This window comes from Arthrobacter sp. NPDC093128, from assembly GCF_040683875.1.
GTDB lineage: Bacteria > Actinomycetota > Actinomycetes > Actinomycetales > Micrococcaceae > Arthrobacter.
On sequence record NZ_JBFBEY010000011.1, the window covers coordinates 126,516 to 148,091 of the forward strand.

26 protein-coding genes are annotated in these 21,576 nt (G+C 63.9%); 9 read left to right on the forward strand and 17 right to left on the reverse strand.

Annotated elements, in window-relative coordinates; genetic code table 11:
* Window positions 1-53: 53 nt before the first annotated feature.
* On the reverse strand, window positions 54-434 hold the full coding sequence (locus tag AB0N24_RS14600) for an STAS/SEC14 domain-containing protein (protein ID WP_364125464.1): 381 nt from the start codon (window positions 432-434) through the stop codon (window positions 54-56).
* 420 nt (window positions 435-854) lie between these two features.
* On the opposite strand from AB0N24_RS14600, the gene AB0N24_RS14605 reads away from it, so the two are divergent.
* Entirely contained in the window at window positions 855-1,406 is a 552-nt protein-coding gene (locus AB0N24_RS14605) for a hypothetical protein (RefSeq protein ID WP_364125467.1), read from the forward strand.
* 83 nt (window positions 1,407-1,489) lie between these two features.
* Here the strand turns inward: AB0N24_RS14605 and AB0N24_RS14610 are convergent, their stop codons facing one another.
* The 7 genes from AB0N24_RS14610 to AB0N24_RS14640 form a co-directional block, all read right to left on the reverse strand.
* Window positions 1,490-1,732, reverse strand: a complete 243-nt coding sequence (locus AB0N24_RS14610; protein ID WP_364125469.1) for a flavodoxin domain-containing protein — start codon at window positions 1,730-1,732, stop codon at window positions 1,490-1,492.
* Between the two features lie 250 nt (window positions 1,733-1,982).
* Entirely contained in the window at window positions 1,983-2,294 is a 312-nt protein-coding gene (locus AB0N24_RS14615; protein ID WP_364125470.1) for a putative quinol monooxygenase, read from the reverse strand.
* Window positions 2,295-2,375: 81 nt separating this feature from the next.
* Window positions 2,376-3,572 carry an ABC transporter ATP-binding protein gene (locus AB0N24_RS14620; RefSeq protein WP_364125473.1) on the reverse strand — a complete coding sequence of 399 codons (1,197 nt, stop codon included), beginning with the start codon at window positions 3,570-3,572 and terminating at the stop codon, window positions 2,376-2,378.
* Between the two features lie 2 nt (window positions 3,573-3,574).
* A complete protein-coding gene (locus AB0N24_RS14625; RefSeq protein WP_364125475.1) occupies window positions 3,575-4,468 on the reverse strand; it encodes a carbohydrate ABC transporter permease in 894 nt (297 codons plus the stop codon).
* Window positions 4,469-4,472: 4 nt separating this feature from the next.
* The gene (locus tag AB0N24_RS14630) at window positions 4,473-5,420 is read right to left on the reverse strand and encodes a sugar ABC transporter permease (RefSeq protein WP_364125478.1); all 948 of its coding nucleotides are present in this window, start codon (window positions 5,418-5,420) and stop codon (window positions 4,473-4,475) included.
* A gap of 26 nt (window positions 5,421-5,446) precedes the next feature.
* Window positions 5,447-6,712, reverse strand: a complete 1,266-nt coding sequence (locus tag AB0N24_RS14635) for an extracellular solute-binding protein (protein WP_364125481.1) — start codon at window positions 6,710-6,712, stop codon at window positions 5,447-5,449.
* On the reverse strand, window positions 6,709-8,061 hold the full coding sequence (locus AB0N24_RS14640) for a Gfo/Idh/MocA family oxidoreductase (RefSeq protein ID WP_364125484.1): 1,353 nt from the start codon (window positions 8,059-8,061) through the stop codon (window positions 6,709-6,711). Before AB0N24_RS14640 ends, AB0N24_RS14635 begins: the two co-directional genes overlap by 4 nt.
* 278 nt (window positions 8,062-8,339) lie before the next feature.
* On the opposite strand from AB0N24_RS14640, the gene AB0N24_RS14645 reads away from it, so the two are divergent.
* Together AB0N24_RS14645 and AB0N24_RS14650 are read left to right on the forward strand one after the other, a co-directional pair.
* The gene (locus AB0N24_RS14645; protein ID WP_364125487.1) at window positions 8,340-9,368 is read left to right on the forward strand and encodes a substrate-binding domain-containing protein; all 1,029 of its coding nucleotides are present in this window, start codon (window positions 8,340-8,342) and stop codon (window positions 9,366-9,368) included.
* 193 nt (window positions 9,369-9,561) lie between these two features.
* Window positions 9,562-10,479, forward strand: coding sequence for an NAD(P)-dependent oxidoreductase (locus tag AB0N24_RS14650; RefSeq protein ID WP_364125490.1), 918 nt, complete (start codon window positions 9,562-9,564; stop codon window positions 10,477-10,479).
* 136 nt (window positions 10,480-10,615) lie between these two features.
* On the opposite strand, the gene AB0N24_RS14655 is transcribed toward AB0N24_RS14650, so the two are convergent.
* The 3 genes from AB0N24_RS14655 to AB0N24_RS14665 all read right to left on the reverse strand — a co-directional run bounded on the left by AB0N24_RS14655 (window position 10,616) and on the right by AB0N24_RS14665 (window position 14,193).
* The gene (locus AB0N24_RS14655; RefSeq protein ID WP_364125493.1) at window positions 10,616-11,959 is read right to left on the reverse strand and encodes an MFS transporter; all 1,344 of its coding nucleotides are present in this window, start codon (window positions 11,957-11,959) and stop codon (window positions 10,616-10,618) included.
* 98 nt (window positions 11,960-12,057) lie between these two features.
* Window positions 12,058-13,071 carry a PDR/VanB family oxidoreductase gene (locus tag AB0N24_RS14660; RefSeq protein ID WP_364125496.1) on the reverse strand — a complete coding sequence of 338 codons (1,014 nt, stop codon included), beginning with the start codon at window positions 13,069-13,071 and terminating at the stop codon, window positions 12,058-12,060.
* Between the two features lie 27 nt (window positions 13,072-13,098).
* Entirely contained in the window at window positions 13,099-14,193 is a 1,095-nt protein-coding gene (locus AB0N24_RS14665) for an aromatic ring-hydroxylating dioxygenase subunit alpha (RefSeq protein WP_364125498.1), read from the reverse strand.
* Between the two features lie 165 nt (window positions 14,194-14,358).
* On the opposite strand from AB0N24_RS14665, the gene AB0N24_RS14670 reads away from it, so the two are divergent.
* The 5 genes from AB0N24_RS14670 to AB0N24_RS14690 all read left to right on the forward strand — a co-directional run bounded on the left by AB0N24_RS14670 (window position 14,359) and on the right by AB0N24_RS14690 (window position 18,109).
* Entirely contained in the window at window positions 14,359-14,946 is a 588-nt protein-coding gene (locus AB0N24_RS14670; RefSeq protein ID WP_364125501.1) for a PadR family transcriptional regulator, read from the forward strand.
* 334 nt (window positions 14,947-15,280) lie between these two features.
* Window positions 15,281-15,625, forward strand: a complete 345-nt coding sequence (locus tag AB0N24_RS14675) for a hypothetical protein (RefSeq protein WP_364125504.1) — start codon at window positions 15,281-15,283, stop codon at window positions 15,623-15,625.
* A 238-nt stretch (window positions 15,626-15,863) separates the two neighbouring features.
* A complete protein-coding gene (locus tag AB0N24_RS14680) occupies window positions 15,864-16,502 on the forward strand; it encodes a GPP34 family phosphoprotein (protein WP_364125507.1) in 639 nt (212 codons plus the stop codon).
* 43 nt (window positions 16,503-16,545) lie between these two features.
* The gene (locus AB0N24_RS14685) at window positions 16,546-17,262 is read left to right on the forward strand and encodes a GPP34 family phosphoprotein (RefSeq protein ID WP_364125510.1); all 717 of its coding nucleotides are present in this window, start codon (window positions 16,546-16,548) and stop codon (window positions 17,260-17,262) included.
* 61 nt (window positions 17,263-17,323) lie between these two features.
* On the forward strand, window positions 17,324-18,109 hold the full coding sequence (locus AB0N24_RS14690) for an alpha/beta hydrolase (RefSeq protein ID WP_364125512.1): 786 nt from the start codon (window positions 17,324-17,326) through the stop codon (window positions 18,107-18,109).
* A 95-nt stretch (window positions 18,110-18,204) separates the two neighbouring features.
* Here the strand turns inward: AB0N24_RS14690 and AB0N24_RS14695 are convergent, their stop codons facing one another.
* Window positions 18,205-18,597 (reverse strand): VOC family protein, encoded by a 393-nt coding sequence (locus AB0N24_RS14695; RefSeq protein WP_364125515.1) that lies wholly within the window; start codon window positions 18,595-18,597, stop codon window positions 18,205-18,207.
* Window positions 18,598-18,625: 28 nt separating this feature from the next.
* Window positions 18,626-19,060 (reverse strand): hypothetical protein, encoded by a 435-nt coding sequence (locus AB0N24_RS14700; RefSeq protein WP_364125517.1) that lies wholly within the window; start codon window positions 19,058-19,060, stop codon window positions 18,626-18,628.
* A 364-nt stretch (window positions 19,061-19,424) separates the two neighbouring features.
* Between AB0N24_RS14700 and AB0N24_RS14705 the strand changes: the two genes are divergently transcribed.
* Window positions 19,425-19,724: a DUF6221 family protein gene (locus AB0N24_RS14705; protein WP_104174483.1), complete on the forward strand. Its 300-nt coding sequence runs from the start codon at window positions 19,425-19,427 to the stop codon at window positions 19,722-19,724.
* Between the two features lie 26 nt (window positions 19,725-19,750).
* Here the strand turns inward: AB0N24_RS14705 and AB0N24_RS14710 are convergent, their stop codons facing one another.
* The 4 genes from AB0N24_RS14710 to AB0N24_RS14725 form a co-directional block, all read right to left on the reverse strand.
* Window positions 19,751-19,999, reverse strand: coding sequence for a hypothetical protein (locus AB0N24_RS14710; RefSeq protein ID WP_364125520.1), 249 nt, complete (start codon window positions 19,997-19,999; stop codon window positions 19,751-19,753).
* 181 nt (window positions 20,000-20,180) lie between these two features.
* Window positions 20,181-20,354, reverse strand: coding sequence for a CsbD family protein (locus tag AB0N24_RS14715; RefSeq protein ID WP_364125700.1), 174 nt, complete (start codon window positions 20,352-20,354; stop codon window positions 20,181-20,183).
* Window positions 20,355-20,503: 149 nt separating this feature from the next.
* A complete protein-coding gene (locus tag AB0N24_RS14720) occupies window positions 20,504-20,902 on the reverse strand; it encodes a GNAT family N-acetyltransferase (protein ID WP_364125523.1) in 399 nt (132 codons plus the stop codon).
* Window positions 20,903-21,034: 132 nt separating this feature from the next.
* A complete protein-coding gene (locus AB0N24_RS14725) occupies window positions 21,035-21,496 on the reverse strand; it encodes an SRPBCC family protein (RefSeq protein ID WP_364125526.1) in 462 nt (153 codons plus the stop codon).
* Window positions 21,497-21,576: the final 80 nt, after the last annotated feature.

Here is a 21,576-nt window from a genome sequence, read left to right on the forward strand (position 1 = left end):
TGGCTGTGCCTCCTCCGGTGAAAGCTCCCTCGGCCCCGACACAACGGTCCAGATTAGGGAAGCGGTGTAACGAGAAGCCAGGTCATGGCCTCGTCGCGGGAGGTGAAAAACCGGGTGGGAACCGGGAGGGTCCGCCGGGCCATAGCGAAGTTGGCAATGACACGATTCACCGGGTTTGAACCAAGCAGGGCAATTCGCGAAGCGGCGCACCGGGTACTGAAAACGGACCTGGCCTGACGAGTCACCATTTGGGTGTTCGTTATGTCGATCAACATCGGATACTCGGCACCGTCGGCAACCTCATTGACCTTTGCCATCGCAGCATGTACATCATCGGCCACCAGAACAGTGGCCGGCTTCCAAACAAGTTGGAGGACTCCCTCGGCATCGAGTTCCACCGTGCCCTTGCCGCCGTCAACAGTAATTGGTTTCATGTTTTGCTCCCCCCAGCATCTTGTTGAGCCAAGACTAACCGCCTCCTTGGGAGTGCGGTACCCTAAACGCTGCACTCATGCCCGTTCCACCTCCTTAGAGAGGTGCGCTTGGTTGAGGCCGCGCTCCCTGAGTTGGCCGGCCCCGGGGCAGGAAAGCACGTCCCGCACCGGACAGGCAGGGCAGCGAAGTCATCGCCACATCCCCCTCGGACGTGTTCCACACCTTCACCAGGGGGCAGGAAGTCGTCCGCATCATCGTCGTCGATCACCCGGACCTTGATCTCGGTTACGGAGTCCCGGAAGCGGCGGAAGCTCTGGAGATTGACTTCATGAGGACGCGTTCTGGTAGTCCCTGGGCCCCCGTTGACTGGGTGGGGTCGGCGCGGCAGGCTGTGAGGACATCCACGGGAGGGGGAGACGATGAAGTACCCGCTATACCTGGGCGCCGTCGCGGCTGCGCTCGGGCTCGCCCTTGCCGGGTGCCAGCCGGCCGCCCGGCCACCCACGGTAGGGTCGTCCGCATCAGTGCCGGGGCCGTCCTCGTCCGAGCTCGCGGCCATCATCCAGACTGCCGTCGAGGATCGAAACGGCACGGTCCTCGACACTCCCCCCGTCGCGCGCCTTGCCACGCGGCAGATGACGGCGGCTTACCGGTCCAAGCGCGAGCGGGACCTCGCCGTGGTGGCTCGGTCGAAGGCCGGATTCAAGTCAATGGGCTTCTGGTATACGTCCTTTTCGACGACGGTAACGGTGGAATCGGTCGAGGTGTCCGGTTCGGAGGCGAGCGTCCGGTTCAAGGAATTGACCGAGGAATACCAGGCCTCGACGGCCAATGGGCCGAGTAGCGTCCCGTCGGGCTACTCACTGCCGCAAACCGCCACGTTCCGGGCATCTGGGGACGGCTGGCAGCTAGACAGCATCGCCCCTACCGTGCACGGGGGCATCCTGCCGATGTCCGTCGTCGAGGGCTGAAAACTGCTCGCAGGCCGAACCCGCACTGTGTGTAGAGGAGCGCCCCTCCGAAGAGTCCCACTTGGACCGGACGCCAGCTCGTTTCAGCCTCGAAAGGCGGCGCTGTTCTTCCGTACGAAGTCCCGGACGTAGTCTTCGTGTTTGCCCATGTGGACCGACGCGCCGACGATAACGGCGTCGTACCCGTCGGGGATCGAGTCCCCGGCCTGCTTGATGTCCGCCGCGTCCGCGCTGTGGCCGTGTGCCCGCACCACGTCCGACATGTACTCGGCGATCTTGGCTGTCTGACCCTCGGTGTTCCCGTAGGGAAGGTAGATATTGGCCATGGTTGGCCTCCTTGTGCTGCCGGCCCGCGCGCGAAGAGGGCATCGCCTGAACGCTCCACGGACTTTCTCACACCAATCTGTCAACGCGCGGGGACGCAGCCGCAGGGCCGATCGTCCCGGAACGGGAGCCGGCGCTTCCCCGATGGTCACGCCGCGCCGGAAGGCGATACGGTCCTTCCGCAGGCAAGCGGACCAACGCAAGCGGACGACGGCGGGAAGTCCCGCCGTCGTCCGCTGGTGCTTGGACTGCCTAGAGCGCGCCCTGGTGCGCCGTCCCGGCGGGGATCGGCACCAGGCGGGTGACCTCCACGGGTTCTGCCAGGAGTCCCTCGAGCGAAGCGTTGAGCCGTTTGACGGCATCGCCGGCGCCGTGGGCGTCGAGCAGCTCGGCGCTGTCCCATTTTTCAATCATCATGATCTGCCCGTTGGGTGATTCATGGATCGCGTACAGCTGGCAGCCCGGCTCTTCATGCACTTCCGCAATCGCGGGGGAGAGTGCGGCGACCACCTGGTCGTAGGTGCCGTCCTTGGGAGTGAATGCTGCGGTGACAATGATGGTCATCGGTTTCTGTTCCTTGTGTGTGGATGAGATCAGGCATGGTTTGAACAGCCAGCGTATGGCTGGGTTGGGAAGTGCCGCAGCTTAGCCACGCATGGGCAGCATTCCGGCGTCTGAGACCTGGTCGGATGATGCCAGGTTCGCGCCGGTTTCGCTGTCGAAGTAGCTGGCCATGCGGGCCTCGGGGCTTACCGTGCAGGGATCTCCTGCCATCAGGCGGGTCTGTCCTGTCTGACGGATCCAGATGAGGTCGTCCTGGTTGAGCTCCCACAGTTTCAGGTCCAGGACAGGGTCGGGCTGGACGCCGATCAGCGTGTCAGCGCCGAGGTCCTCGATTCTCCGGACCGTTCCGGCGAGGCCGGGCCCGTCGACGTCGGCGGAGACCGTGAGGTGTTCCGGCCGCAGGCCCAGGGTCACAGTGCCAGCCGTGAGCGGGAGCCCTTCCGGTTCCGGGAGCCGGACCCCTCCGAGCACGGGCTGCCCGTCGGTCACTGTCGCGGCCATGAGGTTCATGGGCGGGCTGCCGATGAACCGGGCCACGTACGTGTTGGCGGGGCGGGTGTAGATCTCCTGCGGTGTGGCGTGCTGCTGCACGATGCCGTTGTGGAGAATGACGATCTGTGTGGCCATGGTCATGGCTTCGACCTGGTCGTGCGTGACATAGACGAAGGTCTTCCCGGTCAGCCTGTGCAGCCGGACGATTTCGCCCCGGAGTTCCGCGCGGAGCTTGGCGTCGAGGTTGGACAGCGGCTCGTCGAGCAGGAACATTGAGGGGTTGCGGATCAGGGCGCGGGCCAGGGCAACACGCTGGCGCTGGCCGCCGGACAGCCCTCCGGGCTTGCGGTCTGCGTAGTCGTCCAGTTCCAGCATGGAGGAGACATCGGCGACCTGCTTGACGATGTCCTTGGACGAACCGAAGATGCGGCGCGCGAACGTGCTGATGCCGGGGATGTGGTGCCAGGCCTTGAACTTGTCCAGTGCCAGGGGGAAGGCAATGTTTTCGCGGACTGTCAGGTGCGGATAGAGCGCGTAGGACTGGAACACGAAGGCGATGTCGCGTTCGCGCGGGCTTTGGCGGTTCACCCGGAGGTTGTCGAAGATGATGTCCCCTGCACTGGCGTCGGTGAGCCCGGCAATGATGCGGAGCAGGGTCGATTTTCCGGATCCCGACGCGCCGAGCAGGACGAGGAATTCGCCGTCGTCGACCTCGGCGCTGAAGTCGTGGATGACCTGCGTGTCCCCGAAGCGCTTGCTGATGTTGCGTAATGAGAGCTTTGCCATGATCAACCTTTGACTGAGCCGGCCGTGAGGCCCGAGACGATACGACGCTGGACAAGGAGGAAGAAGATCAACGCCGGGAGCGTGAACAGCAGGGCCGCGGCCATGACGGAGTTCAGTGAGGTCAGGTACTGGCCGATGAAGGAGGCCAGGCCCACGGACGCCGGCCAGAGGTCACGTTCGGCGATGAAGGTCTTGGCCAGGAGGAACTCATTCCACCCGTCGAAGAAGTTGATGACGGCGGCAGCGGCGATGCTGGGCAGAATCAGCGGGGTGAGGACCAGCGACAGGATGGTGACGCGGGGGCACCCGTCGACCGCGGCGGCCTCTTCGATCTCGTAGGGGATCGCATCGATGGCTCCCTTGATGATCCAGACGCTCACCGGCATCGTGAAGGCGACATTGGCGAGGATCAGGCCGCCCATCCCGTTGAGGAGGCCCATCGACGCGAAGAGCGCGTAGATGGGGACCACCAGCAGCGCCTCGGGCAGCATCTGGGTGGCGAAGAGCAGGAACCCTGCGGCGCCCTTGCCGTAGAACTTGAACCGCGACAGCGCGTAGCCGGCCAACACCGCGAAGACGAGGGAGAGCAGCGTGGTTCCGCCGGCGATGACCATGGAGTTGGTGAGCCATTTGAAGATGGGGACGCTGCCAATCACGTCGCCGAGGTCCGCGAGCCGTTCCCAGTGCGGCCACCAACCCTGGGCCTGGCCGTAAAGTTCCGAGTCCTGGCTGAGGGCCGTGTTCAGCATCCAGTAGAGCGGGAACCCTGAGAACAGGACCAGGGCGGCGAGCATGATGTAACGGGCGGGCTTGCTGAAGTTTCGCGTGCCCGGTGCCTTCAGTCGCCGCTTGTGCGGGGCCGTCCGGAGGGCTGGTTGTGCTTCTTTGGTGGTCATTGTTCTAGGCCTCCTTGGCGGCGTTGCGCCGTTCCATCATGAAGTAGACAACGGTGACCATCAGCGACAGAACCAGGCCGAGGGCGCCGATGGCTGCCGCGCGGCCCAGTTCCTGGTTGCTGAAGGCCTGCCGGTAGACGTTGACGACGAGGGTGTTGGTGCTGTCCACGGGGCCGCCGCCGGTCAGGAGGTAGATGATCTCGAAACGGCGGATGGACCAGATCGTCATGAGGAGCGTGACCACCCTGACCGTGGGGGCGATGTGCGGCCAGGTGACGGCCTTGAAGGTTTCCAGTGCCCCGGCACCGTCCATGCGGGTGGCTTCGTAGAGTTCGCTCGGGATTGACTGGAGTGAGGCGAGCACCACGAGCATAACGAGGGGCATGACCTTCCAGACCGAGGTCAGGACGACGGCGGCCATGCCGTACTTCGGGTCGACCAGCCAGCCCTGCTGGCCGATGCCGAGCCCGCCGACCACTTCGTTCAGGACGCCGTCGGAACGGTTGAAGATCCAGCTGAAGATCAGGGCGGTGGCCACCGTGGGGACGGCCCAGGGGAGGGTGATGACTGCCCGGACGAGGGTGCGTCCCTTGAAGGCGCGGTTCAGGAGCAGGGCGGCGCCGGCCCCGATCGCGACGGCGAAGATGACCGTCGCGGCCGTGTACAGGATGGTGGCGCCCAGCGAGTTGTAGAACTGGGGACTGCTGAGCAGCCGGGAGTAGTTCTCCAGCCCGATGCCGGTACCGCCGTCGGGCTTGACCAGCGGAGTCTTGGTGAAGCTGAGCTGGACGCCCTGCACCACGGGAATGATCATGAAGATGATCAGGTAAACGACGGCCGGGCCGACGTAGATGTACGGGGAAATCCTCTGCCACATGTGATGCCGGGAAGGCGCATCCTGTATCGGAGGCTGCGCCACGGTGGGCGGGGAGATCGAAGTTCGGAGCGACATTGCCCGGATCCTTTGCCTAGGTCTGCTCAGCCAAGCAGCTGAGTTACTTGTATCTGTGCGGTGGCGAGTGCCTTGGCAGCGTCGCCGCCGTCCACGAGGTAGCGTTCCACCTGCGTCATGACTTCCCGCATGATGGCCTTGGTCTGGGCCTCGTAACCCTTGATGAGCGGGCTCCTCGATTTCGTCGCCAGGTCGATGAACGATTCCGCCCACGGGTTGGCTGCGGCATACTCGGGGGCCAGCGCGACGTCGGTGGCCAGGGTGGAGGGACCCATGGCCTTACGGAGTGCTGCCTGACCGGAGTCGGAGCCCACCCAGCCGACAAAGTCGACGGCCAGGTTCTTGTTCTTGCTGTAACCGTTGACCGCCAGCACGATCTCCTGGTGCGCGGACGGCCGGGGGAGCGGAATGCGCTGGGCGTATCCGATGTCGGCCGACGTCAGCGTCTTGGAGGACCGCAGGATGCCGGCGACGGTGGAGGAGACGTCGATCATCATGCCGAGGCGGCCCTCGCGGAACTTGGTGCGCATCGTTGACGCGTCGTCACCGATCGGCATCGCACCGGAGCGGTAGATTTCCCCGAACGCCTCGACGCCGGCGATGTTCTCCGCGGAGTCGATCGTGGGGTGCGAGCCGTCCGACCAGGATCCGCCGTGCCCGTAGGTCCACACATCGAAGTCCATGAACCAGGAGTCGAATTCCGTCATCTGGTGGCGGACACCGAACCCGTCCAGTCCGGTGGCGGAACGGATCTGGGCAGCCGCTGCGATCAGTTCCGCGACGTTTCCCGGCGGGGTGACGTTGGCCTTCTCCAGGATGCTGCGGTTCCAGAAGAAGTTCCAGTTCAGCCGCTCCCAGGTGATCCCGTACTGCACCCCGTTGACCAGGCCGGACTCGTTCGTGTGATTGAACGGCCTGCCCTTGTGCGAGGAGATGACCGACGTGAGCGGGGCCAGGATGCCGGCATCGGCCAGCGGGTAGAAGTTGACGTCCTGAACCACGAAGACGTCAGGCCCGCCCTTGCCGCCGAGTTCGGTGTTGAGCTTGTCCGCGAAGGAAAGGAACGGTGTGGTGCTTTGGGCCAGGCTCGCGGACGGGTTGGCTTCCTTGTAGGCCTGGATCGCCTGCCACATGGCCTCGCCGCGGCCCGGCTCGAGCCACTGCCAGCTGCCAAACTTCAAGGTGCCCCCGGCCGATGCGGCCCGGTTCGGGTCGATTCCCGGGCTGGCCCCGCAGCCGGCCAGCAGCATGCTCGCTGCCGCTGCTCCCAGGAAAGTGCGCCGGTCGATCATGTCGCGGGCACCACGTCGAGGGCGAGAGCCTCCGTCTCGCGCCGCAGCTTCAGGGCTTCTTCGAGGGAGGTGTCGATTTCGACGTCGTCCCAGCCGACGATGCCGCCCTCGGGCACGTCGTTGACGAGCTTGACGTGGTGGGCCATGGCGACAGGCAGGGCGCGGTCCCTTACCGACTTTTCGGCGGAGATCAGTTTGCCCCAGACGGTGAAGCCGCCCTCGCCGTCGAGGATTTCCCCGGCGTGCAGGTCCTTCTTGGCACAGGCGACGACGTCGGCGTGGAAGCCTTCCGGCGCGCCGGTGGCCACACCGCGAAGCACGGCGTTGGCGATGGAGACGTTGAGCTCCAGTCCGACGTAGTGGTAGGGGCGGTAGAGGGCTGCGTACTGGCCGGTGGGGTCCGGGTGCCAGGGGTATTCCTGGAAGCAGCCGGAGACGTACTTGTTGGTGGCCTTGACGACGACGAAGACGCCTTCCTGGGTGTTGTGGGGGATCCAGTCGCCTTCCCGGGTCACGCTGGACATGACGTCGACGCTTCCGGCGTTGCTGAGCACGCCGCCGTCTGCGGCGGGGCGGCAGATCGTGGCGATCTGTTCCACGTCGCCGGGGGTGAACGTCAGTCCTTCATCGGACGGGCGCAGGCCTGCCGCGTTGGCCACTGCAGCCATCTCAATGGCGGCTTTGGTTCCGTCACGGAAGGAAGTGTGCATGTAGGGGTTGAGCTGGCCGGAGTCCGTCAGTTCCTTGGAGAATTCCCAGTTCTCCCAGACGTTGTCCGGGTTCATCTGGTGGTAGTGGGACAGGTACTTGGCGCCCTTGCCTGCGCAGACCACATCAAAGCCGGACGTGCGGGCCCAGTCGACGAGTTCCCAGATCAGCGCCGGCTGGTCACCGTAGGCCAGGGAGTAGACGACGCCGGCTTCCTTGGCCCGCTTGGCCAGGGCCGGGCCGGCGAGGGCGTCTGCCTCGACGGTGACCATGATGATGTGTTTGCCGGTTTCGATGGCGCGCAGGGCGTGGTTGATGCCGACGATCGGGTTGCCGGTGGCCTCGACGATGACGTCCAGGTCGGCGTCGAACAGGACGGACGCATCGGTCACCACGGTGGTGGCCCTCGTGGCAATGGCAGTCTCGATGTCCTCCACGAAGGCTTCCTCGGGCCACTCGACCAGCTTCAGTGCGCCCTTGGCACGTTCGGCGTTGATGTCGGCGATGGCCACGACGTGGATGCCGGGGATGTTGCGGGCCTGGGCCAGGTACATCGTGCCGAACCGTCCGGCGCCGATCAGCCCCACGCGGATCGGGGCGCCTTCGGCCTCGCGTTCGGTGAGAAGTTTGTGCAGGTTCATAACTACCTTTCAAAGGGTGCGGCTCCATCCCGTATGGATGGCCGCCGGAAAGCATCGGGTCCGCCGCAGCGTTGCGGTGAAGGGACGCTCAGGTGGGTGGCTGGGGTGTTGCTGCCTCAATCCCGGGCGGTGCTGCGGTAGACATCCGGCTCCGAAGTAAACATAATGGAACCGGTTACACTTTTATGTCATACCTGCTCGGCGAGGTCAATACCCTAGTCTGAAAAAGTTCCTGCCGGAGGTTCCGGGGAGCCGCAGTAGCCGATTGAGGAGTACACGTGCAGAAGCAGCCGACCATCCGCGATGTTGCCGCGGCTGCGGGGGTGTCCGTCGCCGTCGTCTCCCGGGTCCTCAATCCTGGCTCCGGCCCCGTCGCGGCGGCGACCCGGGGCCGCGTGAACGATGTAATGCAAACCCTTGGTTACCACCCGCGCACAGCAGCGAGGGAGCTGAAGCACGGGCCGCCCACCACCTTGGGCTTGCTCCTGGCCGACGTCTCCAATCCCTTCTTCGCCCGCCTAGCGGACCAGGTTGTCCAGGAGGCGCACTCGCGCGGGATCCAGGTGCTTCTGATGACCACGCAGGAGGACGACCAGCTGGAATCGGAGCGTCTCTCCACGCTCATTGAGCGCCGGGTCAGCGGGATCATTGCCACTCCCACAGGGAACAACCTGGAGATCTGGAAAAAGCTCCAGGACATCGGGACGGATGTGGTCTTTGTTGACCGTTCGATCCCCTCGCTGCCGGCTGTCGACGTGGTGACCATCAACAACACCGAGTCGGCGCGGTCGGCAACGGCCCTGTTGGCGGCGCACGGGCACCGCCGCATCGCGATCATCTCCGGCCCCGCGTCATCGACAACGGGGCGGGACAGGATCGCCGGCTACCGTGAAGCCCTTGCTGCGGCCGGACTGGAACAGGACGACCTCCTCATCCGCTCCGCGGCCTTCCGCGGAGCCGCCGGCGGCGATGCCATGACTGCCCTGCTCAACCTGGAGGATCCGCCCACTGCCCTCGTGGTGGCCAACACCGCCCAGGTGACGGCCGTCCTCCGGCGGCTTGCGCATGCCGGGGTTTCGATTCCTGACGACCTGTCGGTGATCGTCTTCGAGGACTCGCCCTGGACCGAGCTCATGACTCCACCGCTGACGATTGTCCGGCAGCCCATTGACCTGCTGGCCCGGCATTCCGTGCAGCTGGCCCTGTCCAACGCAAACGGCAAGACTTCCGGAAAACCGACGGTCATTCGCGTCGACGCCGAACTCGTCGAACGGTCAAGTGTCGCGCGGCCGAAGCCGCGCGCGTAACCATCTCCGAGGTTCCCGCTTGCTGCTGCCGCGGCGCCGCATCCGCAGAACAGTGATTTACACGCGGCCAGCCCGCATGGTACAAAAAGTGTACCGGTTCCACTTTCGTTCCACTCACGCGAAGCGCGCTTGCGCCTGATCGCTTGAAGAACGCTGCGCAGCCGGCAGCCGCCTCAAACCAAAGGACCTGACAATGACGGAAACCACGCGACCCTCGCTCGCCCTTTTGGGACTCGGCCCGATGGGCGGGCCCATGGGCCGCCGGCTTCTGGACTTCTGCGGCGGCATCACCGTCTGGAACCGGACGCCCGCGAAAGCGGAACCCCTGGTTGCCCTCGGTGCGCGCGCCGCAACATCACCGTCCGACGCCGCGTCCGACGTCGTTCTCACGGTCCTGCCCGATCTGGACCAGGTGGAATCACTCCTGCCGGGCCAGGACGGTTTGCTGTCCGGTTGGGCGGCAAAGGGGATCACCCGTCCCGTCCTGGTGGTTCACGGGACGGTTTCGCCGGTCGCCGTTGCGGCCTTCGCGGAACGTTTGCTCCGCGAGCACGGGGTCACCGTCCTTGATGCACCGGTCAGCGGCGGCACCGTCGGCGCGGAGAACGGCACCCTCAGCATCATGGTCGGCGGCGATGAAGACACGGCGCGATCCATGGAGCCAGTGTTCGGCGCCATGGGCACCACGGTCCGGTACATGGGCCCGAGCGGCTCGGGGGCACTCGCCAAGGCCTGCAACCAGATCGTTGTCGCGGCCACCGTGACCGCAGTTTCCGAAGCCATGCTCCTGGCCGGCAGCGGGGGCCTCGACCTGGCCGTCATGCTTGAGCTGCTGCAAGGCGGGCTGGCCGATTCCGCTGTCCTCCGGCAGAAAGGTTACCGATGGATCAGCAACGACTTCGCCGGCGGCGGCAGCGCCCGGAATCAGCTCAAAGACCTCAGGTTCATCCTGGATACGGCTACCGCAGACGGCCTTGAACTGCCGTTGAGTAGCACCGTGACGGAGTTGTTCGACGACATGGTGGCCCACGGCGACGGCGCCCTCGACCACACGGGAATCCACCGCACCCTGGCGCGTCGCTCGCAGACACCCCTGCAGAGTTCCCGCTGACACCGGCGCGGTTCTGACGGCGGCTCGGTTCTGACGGCGGCTCGGCGCCCAGGCGATCGGCGTCCAACGCAGGCGGACGACGGCGGGATGTCCCGCCGTCGTCCGGTTCAGGCCCCGGCCGTCACCCATGGAAAGGTCAGGCTCCTACGACTTCCCGGTCCTCCGCAGGCGCGTCGTTTTGGTTCGAGTCTTTGGACCGGATCATTCCAACAGCAGCGGCGCTTACGAGCACCACCGCGCCGACAGCCAAGTAGAGCTGAACGGCTGACCAGGACGCATCGAGAAGTGCCCCGGTCATGATGGGAGCGATTATGGCTCCAATCCGTCCGATCCCGATCCCCCATCCGACCCCCGTGCTGCGGACCGAGGTGGAGTAAAGGGAAGGGGCGAGAGTGTAGAGGCCGGCGATGCAGCCGTTGATGAGCACGCCAACAAGGATCCCTGCAGCGAAGGCGAGCATGAATACGGAGGCTGAGGAAATGAAAACGACCATCATGATTGCGGACAGTACGGTGAAGCCCATGAGGACAATCTTGCTGTTCCATTTGGCAGACAGGACACCGTAGAGCACCGCACCGAAGATTCCGCCCAGCGTCAGCATTAGCCCTCCCGTAATACCTTGGCTTTCACTCATGCCTGCGGTCACGAGCAGCCGTGGCGTCCAGCTGTTGACAAAGTAGAAACCGAACATCATGGTGAAGAACGCGACCCAGATCAGGAGCGTGGAGCGCCGGTTGGAAGCGGACAACAAATCGGAAATGGGGTTGGTTTTGTGCTTCGCAGAAGCATCGTCGGCCTCAATCGAGGTGACCTCGGGATGCCCCGTTTTGCGTGCGATCCGGTTGAGGCGGTCCAGGACGTTGCGGGGCCTCTTGGTAACGAGGAAGTCAACTGATTCGGGCAGCAGGAACAGCAGCAGCACCAGGACGCTGAGGGTGCTGATGCCGCCGAATATGAAGACGGCCCGCCAGCCTGATTGGCTTTGGAGATACACGGCTGCGGCGCCCCCGAGGGTCGCTCCGATGCTGTAGCCGGCAGTGTAGATGCTGATGCTCAGTCCTCGGCGCAGCGTGGAGGAGTATTCGCTGGCGATGACGTTGGTGCAAGCCAGGATGCAGCCGACACCAAGCCCTGTCAGCAAGCGCCACATTCCCAGCTGCACCATGTTGCCGGCGGTGGCAGACAACAGCATGCCGACTGCTGCGGTGCCGACCGAGGCAAGAATCATTGGCCTGCGTCCGATGATGTCGGCCAGTGGTGCGAGGCAGAGGGACCCGATGGCCATTCCGATCAGGCCCGCACTGAGCAGGAGGCCCAATTCGGAGCCGGTGAGGCCAAATTCCTTGGTGACGCCGTTGGCTGTGAAGGCCATTGCCAGGACATCAAACCCGTCCAAGGCATTCAGCAGCACGCACATTCCGATGATCGCCCATTGATAGGGGGACATTTTGGACGTGGCAATGCGTTCCCGTAGATCCATGGTGTGTTCCTTGAAGGCTCAGGAGCTCCCTGGGGAGCTAATCCTTTTTGTGGGCTGCCGCAGATTTCGGCAGTCCCTTGGGGGTCAAGCAGGCGTGTTCAGGACACGTCTATGGTGAGGACCGCCGGGGAGCCCGACGGGTCGGCGTCGGCACGGGATCCGGAGGCCGAGGTTACGGCCCGGGAGACGCAGCAACACATCTTCTCGGCTGCGTGCTGCTGACGTTTGCTGTAGAAAACGTCGCGGTGATCCACGGCGCCCTTCAGATCCAGGATGCGCACCTCGCACAGGCCGCACTCGCCCTTGCGGCAGTCGAACATCATGTCGACCCCGGCATCCTCGAGTGCCTCGAGCATGGAGCGGCCCTGCCCGACCTTGGCTTCCACACCTAGCCGCGGAATACGGACGACGAACTCCTCCGGGTCGTACCAGCCGGAGTTTCCGAAAGTTTCGTAGCGCAGATTGGGCGGCGCCAGTTCGCGTTCCGCCCAGGTACGGCGCACGGCGTCCATGAGCCGGATGGGTCCGCACATGTACAGTTCGGCCTCCAGGTCCACGCAATCGACCAGGCTGTTCACGTCCAAGGTGCTGCCTTCGTCATCGGCATGGACCTGCAGCCTGTCCCCATGCAGCTCCTGAAGCTCATTCAGGTATGCCATGGCAGGCCGGGTCCGGCCGGCATAGATCAGGGTGTAGTCGGCCTTGACATTGCGAAGCACCCCGGCCATGTTCATGATCGCTGTGATGCCGATGCCACCTGCCAGCAGGACATAGCGCTCGGCCCCGATCCGCAGCGGGAAGTTCTGCAGCGGCTGGGTGATGCGCAGCGCATCGCCCGGCTCAAGTGTGTGCATGAAGACGGAGCCGCCTCGTGAGACGGGGGCCTTGAACACGCTGACGGCCAGGGTCGCGCCGCCGTCGATGGATTCGACTACCGAGTAGGACCGCTTCTCCTGCTCGCCGTTGATCGTGACCATTAGGTCGATGTGTGATCCTGGCTCGGCCGGCTTCGGCATGGATGGCTTCAGTTCAATCCGCCGGATGCCTGCGGCCACGTCAATGACTGCCGCGACCGTTGCCGACTGCCAGACTTCGTTGTTGGTTGCTGCCATTGTCTATTCCTATGTATCCGTGGCCGCTCAGAGAACCGCCGCGAGGCGGCCCTCTGCCTCGAGCATCCGCTCGATCAGCCGGCGGACCCACATGCCGCCGGCGTCGATATTCAGGCTGTAGAACTGGTAGTCGGGATTGGCATCGATGGCTTCCTGCTGGGCCGTCAGCATGGCCTCGTCCTCGCCAAACACGCCGTGGACACCGTTGCGCAGCTGAGTGGTGATCAGCTGGCTATCAAGGCAATAGTTGCGCATGAAGGCCCAGAAGTAGTGGCAGCTCTTGTCGGTTTCCGGGCTGATGGTGTTCATGACATAACCGTTGACGCCTTGGCTGCGGTCGCCGTCCGGGGCGCCGGTGCCGGCCTTGGCGACGCCCACGTCGATGCGAATGGTGGAGGGCGCTTCGAAGCGAATGATCTGCCAGCGATCGACCTTGCCTTCGAATCCGGGGAACTTGTCCCTCAGGTTCTTGAGCCAGAACGGCGGGGCATCGATGTTGAGCATCCAGCGGGACACAGTAACGGTCTGGCCCTCGTGTGTTACGACGAAGTCCGATTCGCTCAGTTCTTCCTGTCCGATGCTGGAGGAGTGAACAAATTCCTCGTGCGTAAGGTCCATCAGGTTGTCCAGCACTAACTGGTAGTTGCATGGGGCGTAGATCGTCTCGCCGTCACCGGCCCAGTCCGGGCTGTCCATTTGATACATGTCCGGGACAAGTTCCGGGTCCGCCTTGGTGGGATCGCCCAGCCAAATCCACACGAACCGGTAGCGCTCCACCACAGGGAAAGACGGCACTGTGGCTGACGGGTTGATGCTCTCCTGCGCCGGCATCGAGGTGCACCGGCCCGCCGAGTTGTAGCGGATGCCGTGATACGGGCACTGGATCTCGTCCCGGCCCACCACCTTGCCCATGGAAAGAGGTGCCAGCCGGTGCCAGCAGGCGTCGGCCAGGGCGACGGCCCTACCGTCCTCTGTCCGGTAAAGGGCCAGCGGCCGGTTGGCGATCCGGCGGGCCATGGGCTTGCGTGTCACTTCGTGGTCCCAAGCCGCGACGTACCAGGCGTTCAGCGGGTGGCCGAGGACCTTGTTGGTGGTGGAACTGCTGGACTGAAGCACAGTCATCTTTGACCTCTTTCGGTGGCTGGGCAGCGTCTCCACGGACGCTGCGTTCCAGGTGCGTGACGATTCGCTTGAATGCTCCCAACTATCTATGTCGATAGATGGTGGCTTGGGTCACACACTATCTATGGATATAGTTATTGACAAGAGTAGGGAAGGAACTGCTTTATGAGTCTCCGCTTCGCGATCCTGGCGCTGCTTTCGGTAGAGCCGATGACCGGCTATGACTTGGCCAAGCGTTTTGAGTCCTCTGTGGCTTTTGTGTGGCACGCCCCGAATTCGCAGATCTATCCGGAGCTGCGGAAGATGGCAGCTGACGGATTGCTGCAGGCCGAGGAAGTTTCATGGGGCCCGCGCGGCAAGAAAACGCAGTACAGGATCACGGCGGAGGGCACGGCTGCGTTCCGGGACTGGATGAACGCGCCGCTGGAGTATTCCCGCGAGCGTGATCCAGTCCACCTGAAAGCCGCTTACCTTGAATGGACTGAACCGAGCACGGCCAAGGAACAGATGCGGGCTCACATCGACTATCACACGATGAGGCGCGGTCAATGGCAGGACATGATCGAGGGACTGCGCGCTGGTACCAACGAGATGTTGAACAAGCGATTGGCCGCAACCCCCGAGGCGGACCGCCGGCGCACCATCGAATACAAAATCTTCACCTATGAGGGGCTGATAGCCCGCGCAGATACGGAAATCGATTGGGCCAAGCGGGGGCTCAAACTCATCGATTCCCTCTCTGGCCCTTCCTGACCAGGCGCCAAGTCGCCAGCGGCCAATTCATCGCGGCCAAAGCGCCCCGCTAAAACGTAGGGCGACGACGGCGGGACGTGCCGCCGTCGTCCGTCTCCGCCTGTTTGTGGTGCTTTTCGGGAAACTGGCATAAAAAATATAACTGTGTATGGTATCGGGTAGGTACAAAGCACAGAAAGGTGTGATTCCATTGTCAGGAAAATCGCCCAGGGCCATCAGCGCCAAAAAATCGGGAAAATCTATTCTCGAAAAAAGAGCCGACAAAAAGGCCAAAAACGAATCTAGTGAAATTCAGTTCGTAAAGCCGCGCAAAAACCAGCGCTGACGTTTCGCCATGAACACCACCTACAACGCCCTGATCGTCCCGGCCCGCATCATCCAGCCGGTGCGCATCGAGACCGTGAACACGGACATGGCGGCACTCCAGAAACTGGTTGCGGGAAACATCGAATCCATCACGGGTACGGACTGGCATGCCTACCTGAATGACGCGGGAAACCGCCTGCCACTGAACGCCAGGGCCGAAGTGCTCATTCGCGAAGCGGGCGTCCATATCGAGGACGCCTTCAATGGGACGGCGGTTTTCCTTGGCCATGGAAGAGGCGGTGAGGAATTGGACGCCCCCCGTCATCTAATCCGCCTTGCCGAGCAGCTTTTCAACTCACGGCTCGCGGCCTAATAAACCAGCTGCCTGAATTGGGAACAATAGCCTCGATGTGAATTGCGCACCCAGTTGGGGTGAAAAGACCGCGTGGATATTTATCCTTTGTCGGTTATGCCGATGGTTGTTCGGTCCGCGAATGAGGGTACTAATTGGCTGATCGCATATTGCACGGCCGGACGGCGGGACGTCCCGCCGTCGTCCGATCCTGAGAATCGCCGTTGTGGTGGCTGCCCAACTGGGCCACCATGATCGTATGAACGCTGAAACACCGAAGGCCGAGGAGCTGAGCCTTCCCCAAGCGCTCCTCCTCCTGGCGACGAACGACAAGAACGGCGAAGCTGAACTGCCGGTAGTTGTGCTCAAGGCCGCCCTGGCTGGGGCAATACTGGCTGAGCTGCATCTCCGCGGTGCAATCGGACTGCAGGGGAAGCACCTCCGGGCTACCGGCAACGCCCCGCAACCGGATTTCCAACACCAACTGGACCTCATCCGGGACAAGTCGCGGCCCCACACTCCCAAGCGGTGGGTCTCGATGCTGGAGAGCCGCGCCGAACTGCACCGTGTCTACGAGGGGATGGTGTCGCTGGGCATCTTGGAGCACGTCGGCGAAAAACACCTCGGTCTGTTCGGGGCCACGCGGTATCCGGAGAAGGACCACGCCCCGGAAGCGGCCATCCTGCAGAAGATCCACGCCGCGCTCGGCGGTTCGCTGTCCGATTCCAGGACCACGGCACTGATCGCCCTGCTTCAGGCCGCAGGCCTGCTCGACAGGCTATTCCCGGCAGCAGATCAGAACCGGGTTAGGCAACTGGTGAAGGACCACTGGCCGTCCCGTGCGGTGACGGACGAATTGCGCATGATCAGGCTGGCGGAGGCTGAAGCCGCCACCTAAGCGCCCGTTGTGGCCGCTGCCCAACGGGTCCACCATAAAGGGTATGAACGCTGCGATACCGAAGGCCGAGGAGCTGAGCCTTCCCCAGGCTTTCCTCCTGCTGGCAACGAATGACACGGATGGCGAACCCGAACTGCCGGCGTACGTCCTGAGGACCACGCTTGCAGGGGCAATCCTGGCCGAGCTGGACCTGCTCGGCGCGATCTCGGTTCGGGGCAAGCATGTCCGGGCCATCGGAGAAGCCCCGGAATCGGAGTTCCAGCACGAGCTGGAACTGATCCGGGATAAGTCGCGGCACCACACTCCCAAGCGGTGGGTGTCCATGTTGGAGGGCCGTGGCGAGGTGCACCGTGTGTACGAACGGATGGTGGCGCTGGGCGTCGTGGAGCATGTCGGCGAAAAACACCTTGGTCTGTTCAAGTCCACGCGCTACCCGGAGAAGGACCACGGACCGGAAGCGGCGCTCCTGCAAACGATCCAAACCGCACTCGGCCTTAGGCCGGCAGGTACCCAGCCTTCAAACGCCACGCCGGCAGGTGCCCCGCCTTCAAATGCCGCACCGGCAGCAGCCCCGCAGCCCGGTGCCAGGACCACAGCACTGATCGCGCTGCTCCAGGCGGCCGGGCTGCTCGGCAGGCTTTTCCCGGAAGCAGACCAGAACCGGGCACGCGGGCTGGTGAAGAACCACTGGCCTTCCCGTGCCGTGGAGGACGAACTGCGCCTGATCAGACTGGGGCTGGCAGACGCCGCAACCACGTGACGGGCCAGGGAACAGGGCTGAGTCCCTTTTCGTCGGAAAGCGCCCGGGGTTAGGATGCCGTGTGACTTTCACCCACGGCTTCGCGGACAACAACGGCCTTCGCATGTACTACGAGGTCCACGGCCGGGAGGTGCCCGGCAAGCCGCCGCTGCTGCTGATCCCCGGCGGCGGCTCCACCATCGGCACCAACTTCGCCGAACTCATCCCGCTGCTGGCCGAACAGCGCCATGTAATTGCCGTTGAAGAGGAGGGGCACGGCCGTACTCAGCCGACCAGCCGCCCCCTCACCGCCGAGAACTCCGCCGGCGACATCCTCGCTGTTTTGGACCAGCTCAACGTGGAAGCCGTGGATGTGCTGGGCTTCAGCGCCGGCGGCCACACCGCCGTCGCGCTGGCACTCGGGCGCCCCTCCATTGTCCGGCGCCTCATTGTGGCCTCCACCTTTGTGAGCCGCGATGCCGTGCCGGACGAGTTCTGGGACGGCATGGCGAAGGCCACCCTGGACAACATGCCGGACACCTACAAGGACGCCGACCGCCTCCTCAACCCTGAACCCGGCCACCTGGAGCGGCTTTTCGAGCTGGACAGGCAGCGCATCCTGGACTTCCCCGGATGGTCCGACGGCGAGCTGGGCACCATCACGGCACCAACGCTTGTGGTGAGCGCCGACCGGGACGTTGTCACCGCCGGGTATGCCGCGCGGATGGCAAGTCTCATCCCGGGCGCCCGCCTGCTCATCGTTCCCGGCGGCCACGGTGACTACCTCGGCGAGCAGGCCGCCTGCGGCGGGGACCTCCGGACGATGCACGCCACGGTCCCGTTCCTGCTGCGGTTTCTCGACGGGTAAGTCGGCTGGGGGAGCGGGAGTAAACGGCAAGCGGACGACGGCGGAACGTCCCGCCGTCGTCCGATCTGCGGTTGCGCGCTATCCGCCAGGCTCCGCTAAGAAGGAGCGGGCTGGAACAGCTCGACCACGTTGCCGGCCGGATCTTCCAGCAGGATCTGCTGACCGCCCGGACCGGTGACAATGGTGTTCCGGAACGTGACGCCGGCGGCACGCAGCCGGTCCACCTCGGCCGCGATATCGCCCACGATGAGGTGGATGCGGTTCCATCCTCCCGGTGACGGCACCGCGCCGTCCGGCATTGGCCGGCCCGCCGAGCTGGTTGGCCCGCTCAGCAGAAGCCGCAGCTGGCCGCGGGCGACATCGGCGAACGCCGGTGCGGCGCTCATCCTGAGGGTGAACCCGAGGTGCTTTGTGTAGAAGTCGATGGCCGCCTCGACGTCGTCCACCATGTACCGGACGCTGACCATGTCCGTAGGGTCGTTGGGCATTTCCAGATCCTCTTCCGAGCTCGATTGGTCACCCGACGCCGGCTGGTTTGGCGAGTGTTATTTCCGTGTTGTTGATGACCGTGGTGCACTGGAATTGCGCACTGCAGGTTTGCAGGTAGACCGAAGCCGCGGCGGCGCCTTCGTTGAACGCCATCATGTTTGGAACCACCCGTATGGTGACGGTTTGGGCCTGCTTGGTGCAGCTGAGCTGATCGTTTCCGCCGCCGCCGGCGATCCGTCCGTCGCTGACCCTTTGGGTGACTTGGACCACGGGTATTGCGATGATCAAGGCGGGGTCGGTGTCGCACACGAAGGTGACGGGAACATCCACCGCGGCGCCGTCGGCGACGAGGATTCCCGGCCCGGCGCTTACGAGCGTGGCGGGGGCTGCTTGCGCGGGGCTGGCTGTGGTCACGAGCATGGCGGCAAGAGCGGCGGCGAGGCAGGTTCTGGTGCCTAACATCAGGTTCTCCCTTGAATGGAAGCGTGGCGTCCTGTGTTCCGCATTGTCGGCCAGTGCGGTGACTGGGCGTCTTATATGTACGGGGCGTGGCCCCTGACGGCAGCGCCGTTCCAGGCGCCGCCTGATGCGGCCGAAAGTCCGGTTGGCCGAAGACTATTCCACTACCTGCCAGTGTGACAATAGCCCTTTCCAAAGCGTGCCGGATGGCGAACGGACAGTGATTATCCGGACCGCAAGTGCAGTTAACGCAAGCAGGCGCCCGACGCAAGCGGACGACGGCGGGAGGTCCCGTCGTCGTCCGCTGGACCGTATCGGCAGACGGACGGGTTTCCTGGAAATTGTGCGCGCATTGAAGAATGGGGGCATGGCCGACATCATCGCATTCCTGGAAGCTCGGATAGCCGAGGACGAGGCAGCCGCGGAGGAACTGGTGGAGGTCGGGCCGGGCCATCAGGCGATCGGGACCCGCCTCGAGGTTTTGCCGTTCACGGCGGCCCGGGTGCTGGCCGAGTGCGCCGCCAAGCGGAAGATTCTGGAGAACGTGCCGCTGGTTACCGACATACCCTCGCAGATGGGCGGGACCAGTGATTACGTGCTGATGTGCCTGGCCTCGGTGTACAGCTGGCATCCGGAGTACCAGGAAGGCTGGTCGGTCGCTGGCTAGGCCTCACCGTCTCGATGAGCTGCCCGTCAATGCGGCACCAGCCCGCCGTGGTGGCTCCCGGGCCTGCGAGGGTCGCCCGGATTTTTGAAGAGCCCGACGACGCCCCGGATCAAGGCGGCCGTCGCGACTTTCACCAGGAAAACCACAATCTGAATTGCTCCGGCCACAAGCAGGAGCAGGAAAAACGTGACAAGGACCGGCAGTAAGAGGACGACGATCACGGCGATTGCCGCCATATACATGAGGGCATACCCTGCAGCGGTCGTCGGATCCACTGGACTTCCTATCAATAGCCGGATCTCTTGCTCCGGATACCTGCTGCATTCTTAGCACCAAACTGCCAGCCTCAAATAGGGCCAATCGTCCCGGGTCATCAATCCGGTTGCCGCCCTTGGGGCCGGACAGTAAGGAAGGGTGCAAGCCGCGTTAGGGTGGCACCCTTCCTTTGCTGCCGACCTATTCCTTAAAGGCGTCCTTGACCTTTTCGCCGGCCTGCTTCAGGTCCGCTTTGGTTTGGTCGGCCTGACCTTCGGCCTTCAGGCCCGGATCATTCTTGGCCTCTCCGGCAGCTTCCTTGCCCTTACCGCCGAGCTTCTCGGCAGCATTTTGAATCTTGTCATCCAGACCCACGGTCATACTCCCTCCGGTTGGTGCCGCCGGCGATCCGCCCGCGGCTCACTAGTTCATCGTAAACCCGATTGAGGCCAGATGCTAAGCATACTGATGGTATGAATTTCAGAAGCTAGGGTGCCCGTCAGGCGGAGCCCCGGCCGGCGCTGCTAGCGCAGCTGGATCAGACCAGCATTGGTGGGCCGGAACCCGCACGCGTCGAAGTAGAAACTCTTCAGGTGATCGTCGAAGTCGACATGGATCCATTCGCAGCCCGCCTCCCGGGCTTGCTCCGTGGCAACGGCGAGGAGTCTTTTGCCGACGCCCTGACGGCGCGCCCTGTGTGCTACCAAAGTGTCTTCGATGAAGGCGTGCGCGTCGCCGTCCCAGATCACGTTGACGAAGCCGACCAGCCCTTGATCGTCGCGGGCTGTGACCCACCCCAGGCTGAGGCGGGAGAGCCGGTCAATCCAGTCGTCCTCAACGTATGCGTGGCCGAAGCCCTCAGCGTGCAGCTGATTGATTTCTTCGTTCGTAAGCGCTCCGCGCCATTCCCAAGCAATCGTCATGCTGAACAGCATTGCAGACACGACCCGTCACCAGGGCTGACGGGGCCATCCCAATGCGAACCCTGCTGGATGCTCCCATCAGCAAAGCTCCGGGCACCTGGCGATAGCGCATCGCTCCAGTCCTGAAGAGGTTCATCGCCCGCTACCCGTTCGCGAGGCGGCCTCCTCGGTGGCGGCCAGCATGTCGGTGAAGGTCGCCGTCAGCATCTTGTCGATCAAAGGGCCGGTGAATCGGCCGATAGGGCCACCCCGGGGTACATATCGGTAGTCGAAGGTGGCCATTGTCCCTTCGCCGTCGGGCTCGAGTGTGAGCGTGGACTCGGCCTGCTTGAACGGCACCGACACGCTCGGCTGATTCTGTGTGTCGATCCTGCGGCCCTCCTCCCAAGTGGTGACGGTTTCATCCATGCTGCCCATCGGCTTCAGTTCGACGCGGCGCCGAGCGCCCACGCCGCTGGTCTGGTCACCGATGGCTCTCGTGGCCCTGAGGCCGCTCCAATGGCTGGCGAGATTGGGGAAGTCGGCGTACAGGGCCCATACGGAACCCGGGGACGCAGACATTCGACGTTGCACCGTGATGTGACGTTCAGGCACGAGGACCACTCCAATGCTCAAAACTGCGGATAACCCTAGATTCCCCCCGACGGGGCCCCAGCTGCAATGGCCATGGACAC

Coding starts and splice junctions, on each gene's coding strand:
- AB0N24_RS14695 (WP_364125515.1), bottom strand. CDS start 18,597: ATGCCCAACGACCCTACGGACATGGTCAGCGTCCGGTACATGGTGGAC.
- AB0N24_RS14600 (WP_364125464.1), bottom strand. CDS start 434: ATGAAACCAATTACTGTTGACGGCGGCAAGGGCACGGTGGAACTCGAT.
- AB0N24_RS14700 (WP_364125517.1), bottom strand. CDS start 19,060: ATGTTAGGCACCAGAACCTGCCTCGCCGCCGCTCTTGCCGCCATGCTC.
- AB0N24_RS14635 (WP_364125481.1), bottom strand. CDS start 6,712: ATGATCGACCGGCGCACTTTCCTGGGAGCAGCGGCAGCGAGCATGCTG.
- AB0N24_RS14625 (WP_364125475.1), bottom strand. CDS start 4,468: ATGACCACCAAAGAAGCACAACCAGCCCTCCGGACGGCCCCGCACAAG.
- AB0N24_RS14610 (WP_364125469.1), bottom strand. CDS start 1,732: ATGGCCAATATCTACCTTCCCTACGGGAACACCGAGGGTCAGACAGCC.
- AB0N24_RS14620 (WP_364125473.1), bottom strand. CDS start 3,572: ATGGCAAAGCTCTCATTACGCAACATCAGCAAGCGCTTCGGGGACACG.
- AB0N24_RS14685 (WP_364125510.1), top strand. CDS start 16,546: ATGAACGCTGCGATACCGAAGGCCGAGGAGCTGAGCCTTCCCCAGGCT.
- AB0N24_RS14660 (WP_364125496.1), bottom strand. CDS start 13,071: ATGGCAGCAACCAACAACGAAGTCTGGCAGTCGGCAACGGTCGCGGCA.
- AB0N24_RS14605 (WP_364125467.1), top strand. CDS start 855: ATGAAGTACCCGCTATACCTGGGCGCCGTCGCGGCTGCGCTCGGGCTC.
- AB0N24_RS14650 (WP_364125490.1), top strand. CDS start 9,562: ATGACGGAAACCACGCGACCCTCGCTCGCCCTTTTGGGACTCGGCCCG.
- AB0N24_RS14615 (WP_364125470.1), bottom strand. CDS start 2,294: ATGACCATCATTGTCACCGCAGCATTCACTCCCAAGGACGGCACCTAC.
- AB0N24_RS14640 (WP_364125484.1), bottom strand. CDS start 8,061: ATGAACCTGCACAAACTTCTCACCGAACGCGAGGCCGAAGGCGCCCCG.
- AB0N24_RS14680 (WP_364125507.1), top strand. CDS start 15,864: ATGAACGCTGAAACACCGAAGGCCGAGGAGCTGAGCCTTCCCCAAGCG.
- AB0N24_RS14675 (WP_364125504.1), top strand. CDS start 15,281: ATGAACACCACCTACAACGCCCTGATCGTCCCGGCCCGCATCATCCAG.
- AB0N24_RS14720 (WP_364125523.1), bottom strand. CDS start 20,902: ATGACGATTGCTTGGGAATGGCGCGGAGCGCTTACGAACGAAGAAATC.
- AB0N24_RS14655 (WP_364125493.1), bottom strand. CDS start 11,959: ATGGATCTACGGGAACGCATTGCCACGTCCAAAATGTCCCCCTATCAA.
- AB0N24_RS14665 (WP_364125498.1), bottom strand. CDS start 14,193: ATGACTGTGCTTCAGTCCAGCAGTTCCACCACCAACAAGGTCCTCGGC.
- AB0N24_RS14630 (WP_364125478.1), bottom strand. CDS start 5,420: ATGTCGCTCCGAACTTCGATCTCCCCGCCCACCGTGGCGCAGCCTCCG.
- AB0N24_RS14670 (WP_364125501.1), top strand. CDS start 14,359: ATGAGTCTCCGCTTCGCGATCCTGGCGCTGCTTTCGGTAGAGCCGATG.
- AB0N24_RS14705 (WP_104174483.1), top strand. CDS start 19,425: ATGGCCGACATCATCGCATTCCTGGAAGCTCGGATAGCCGAGGACGAG.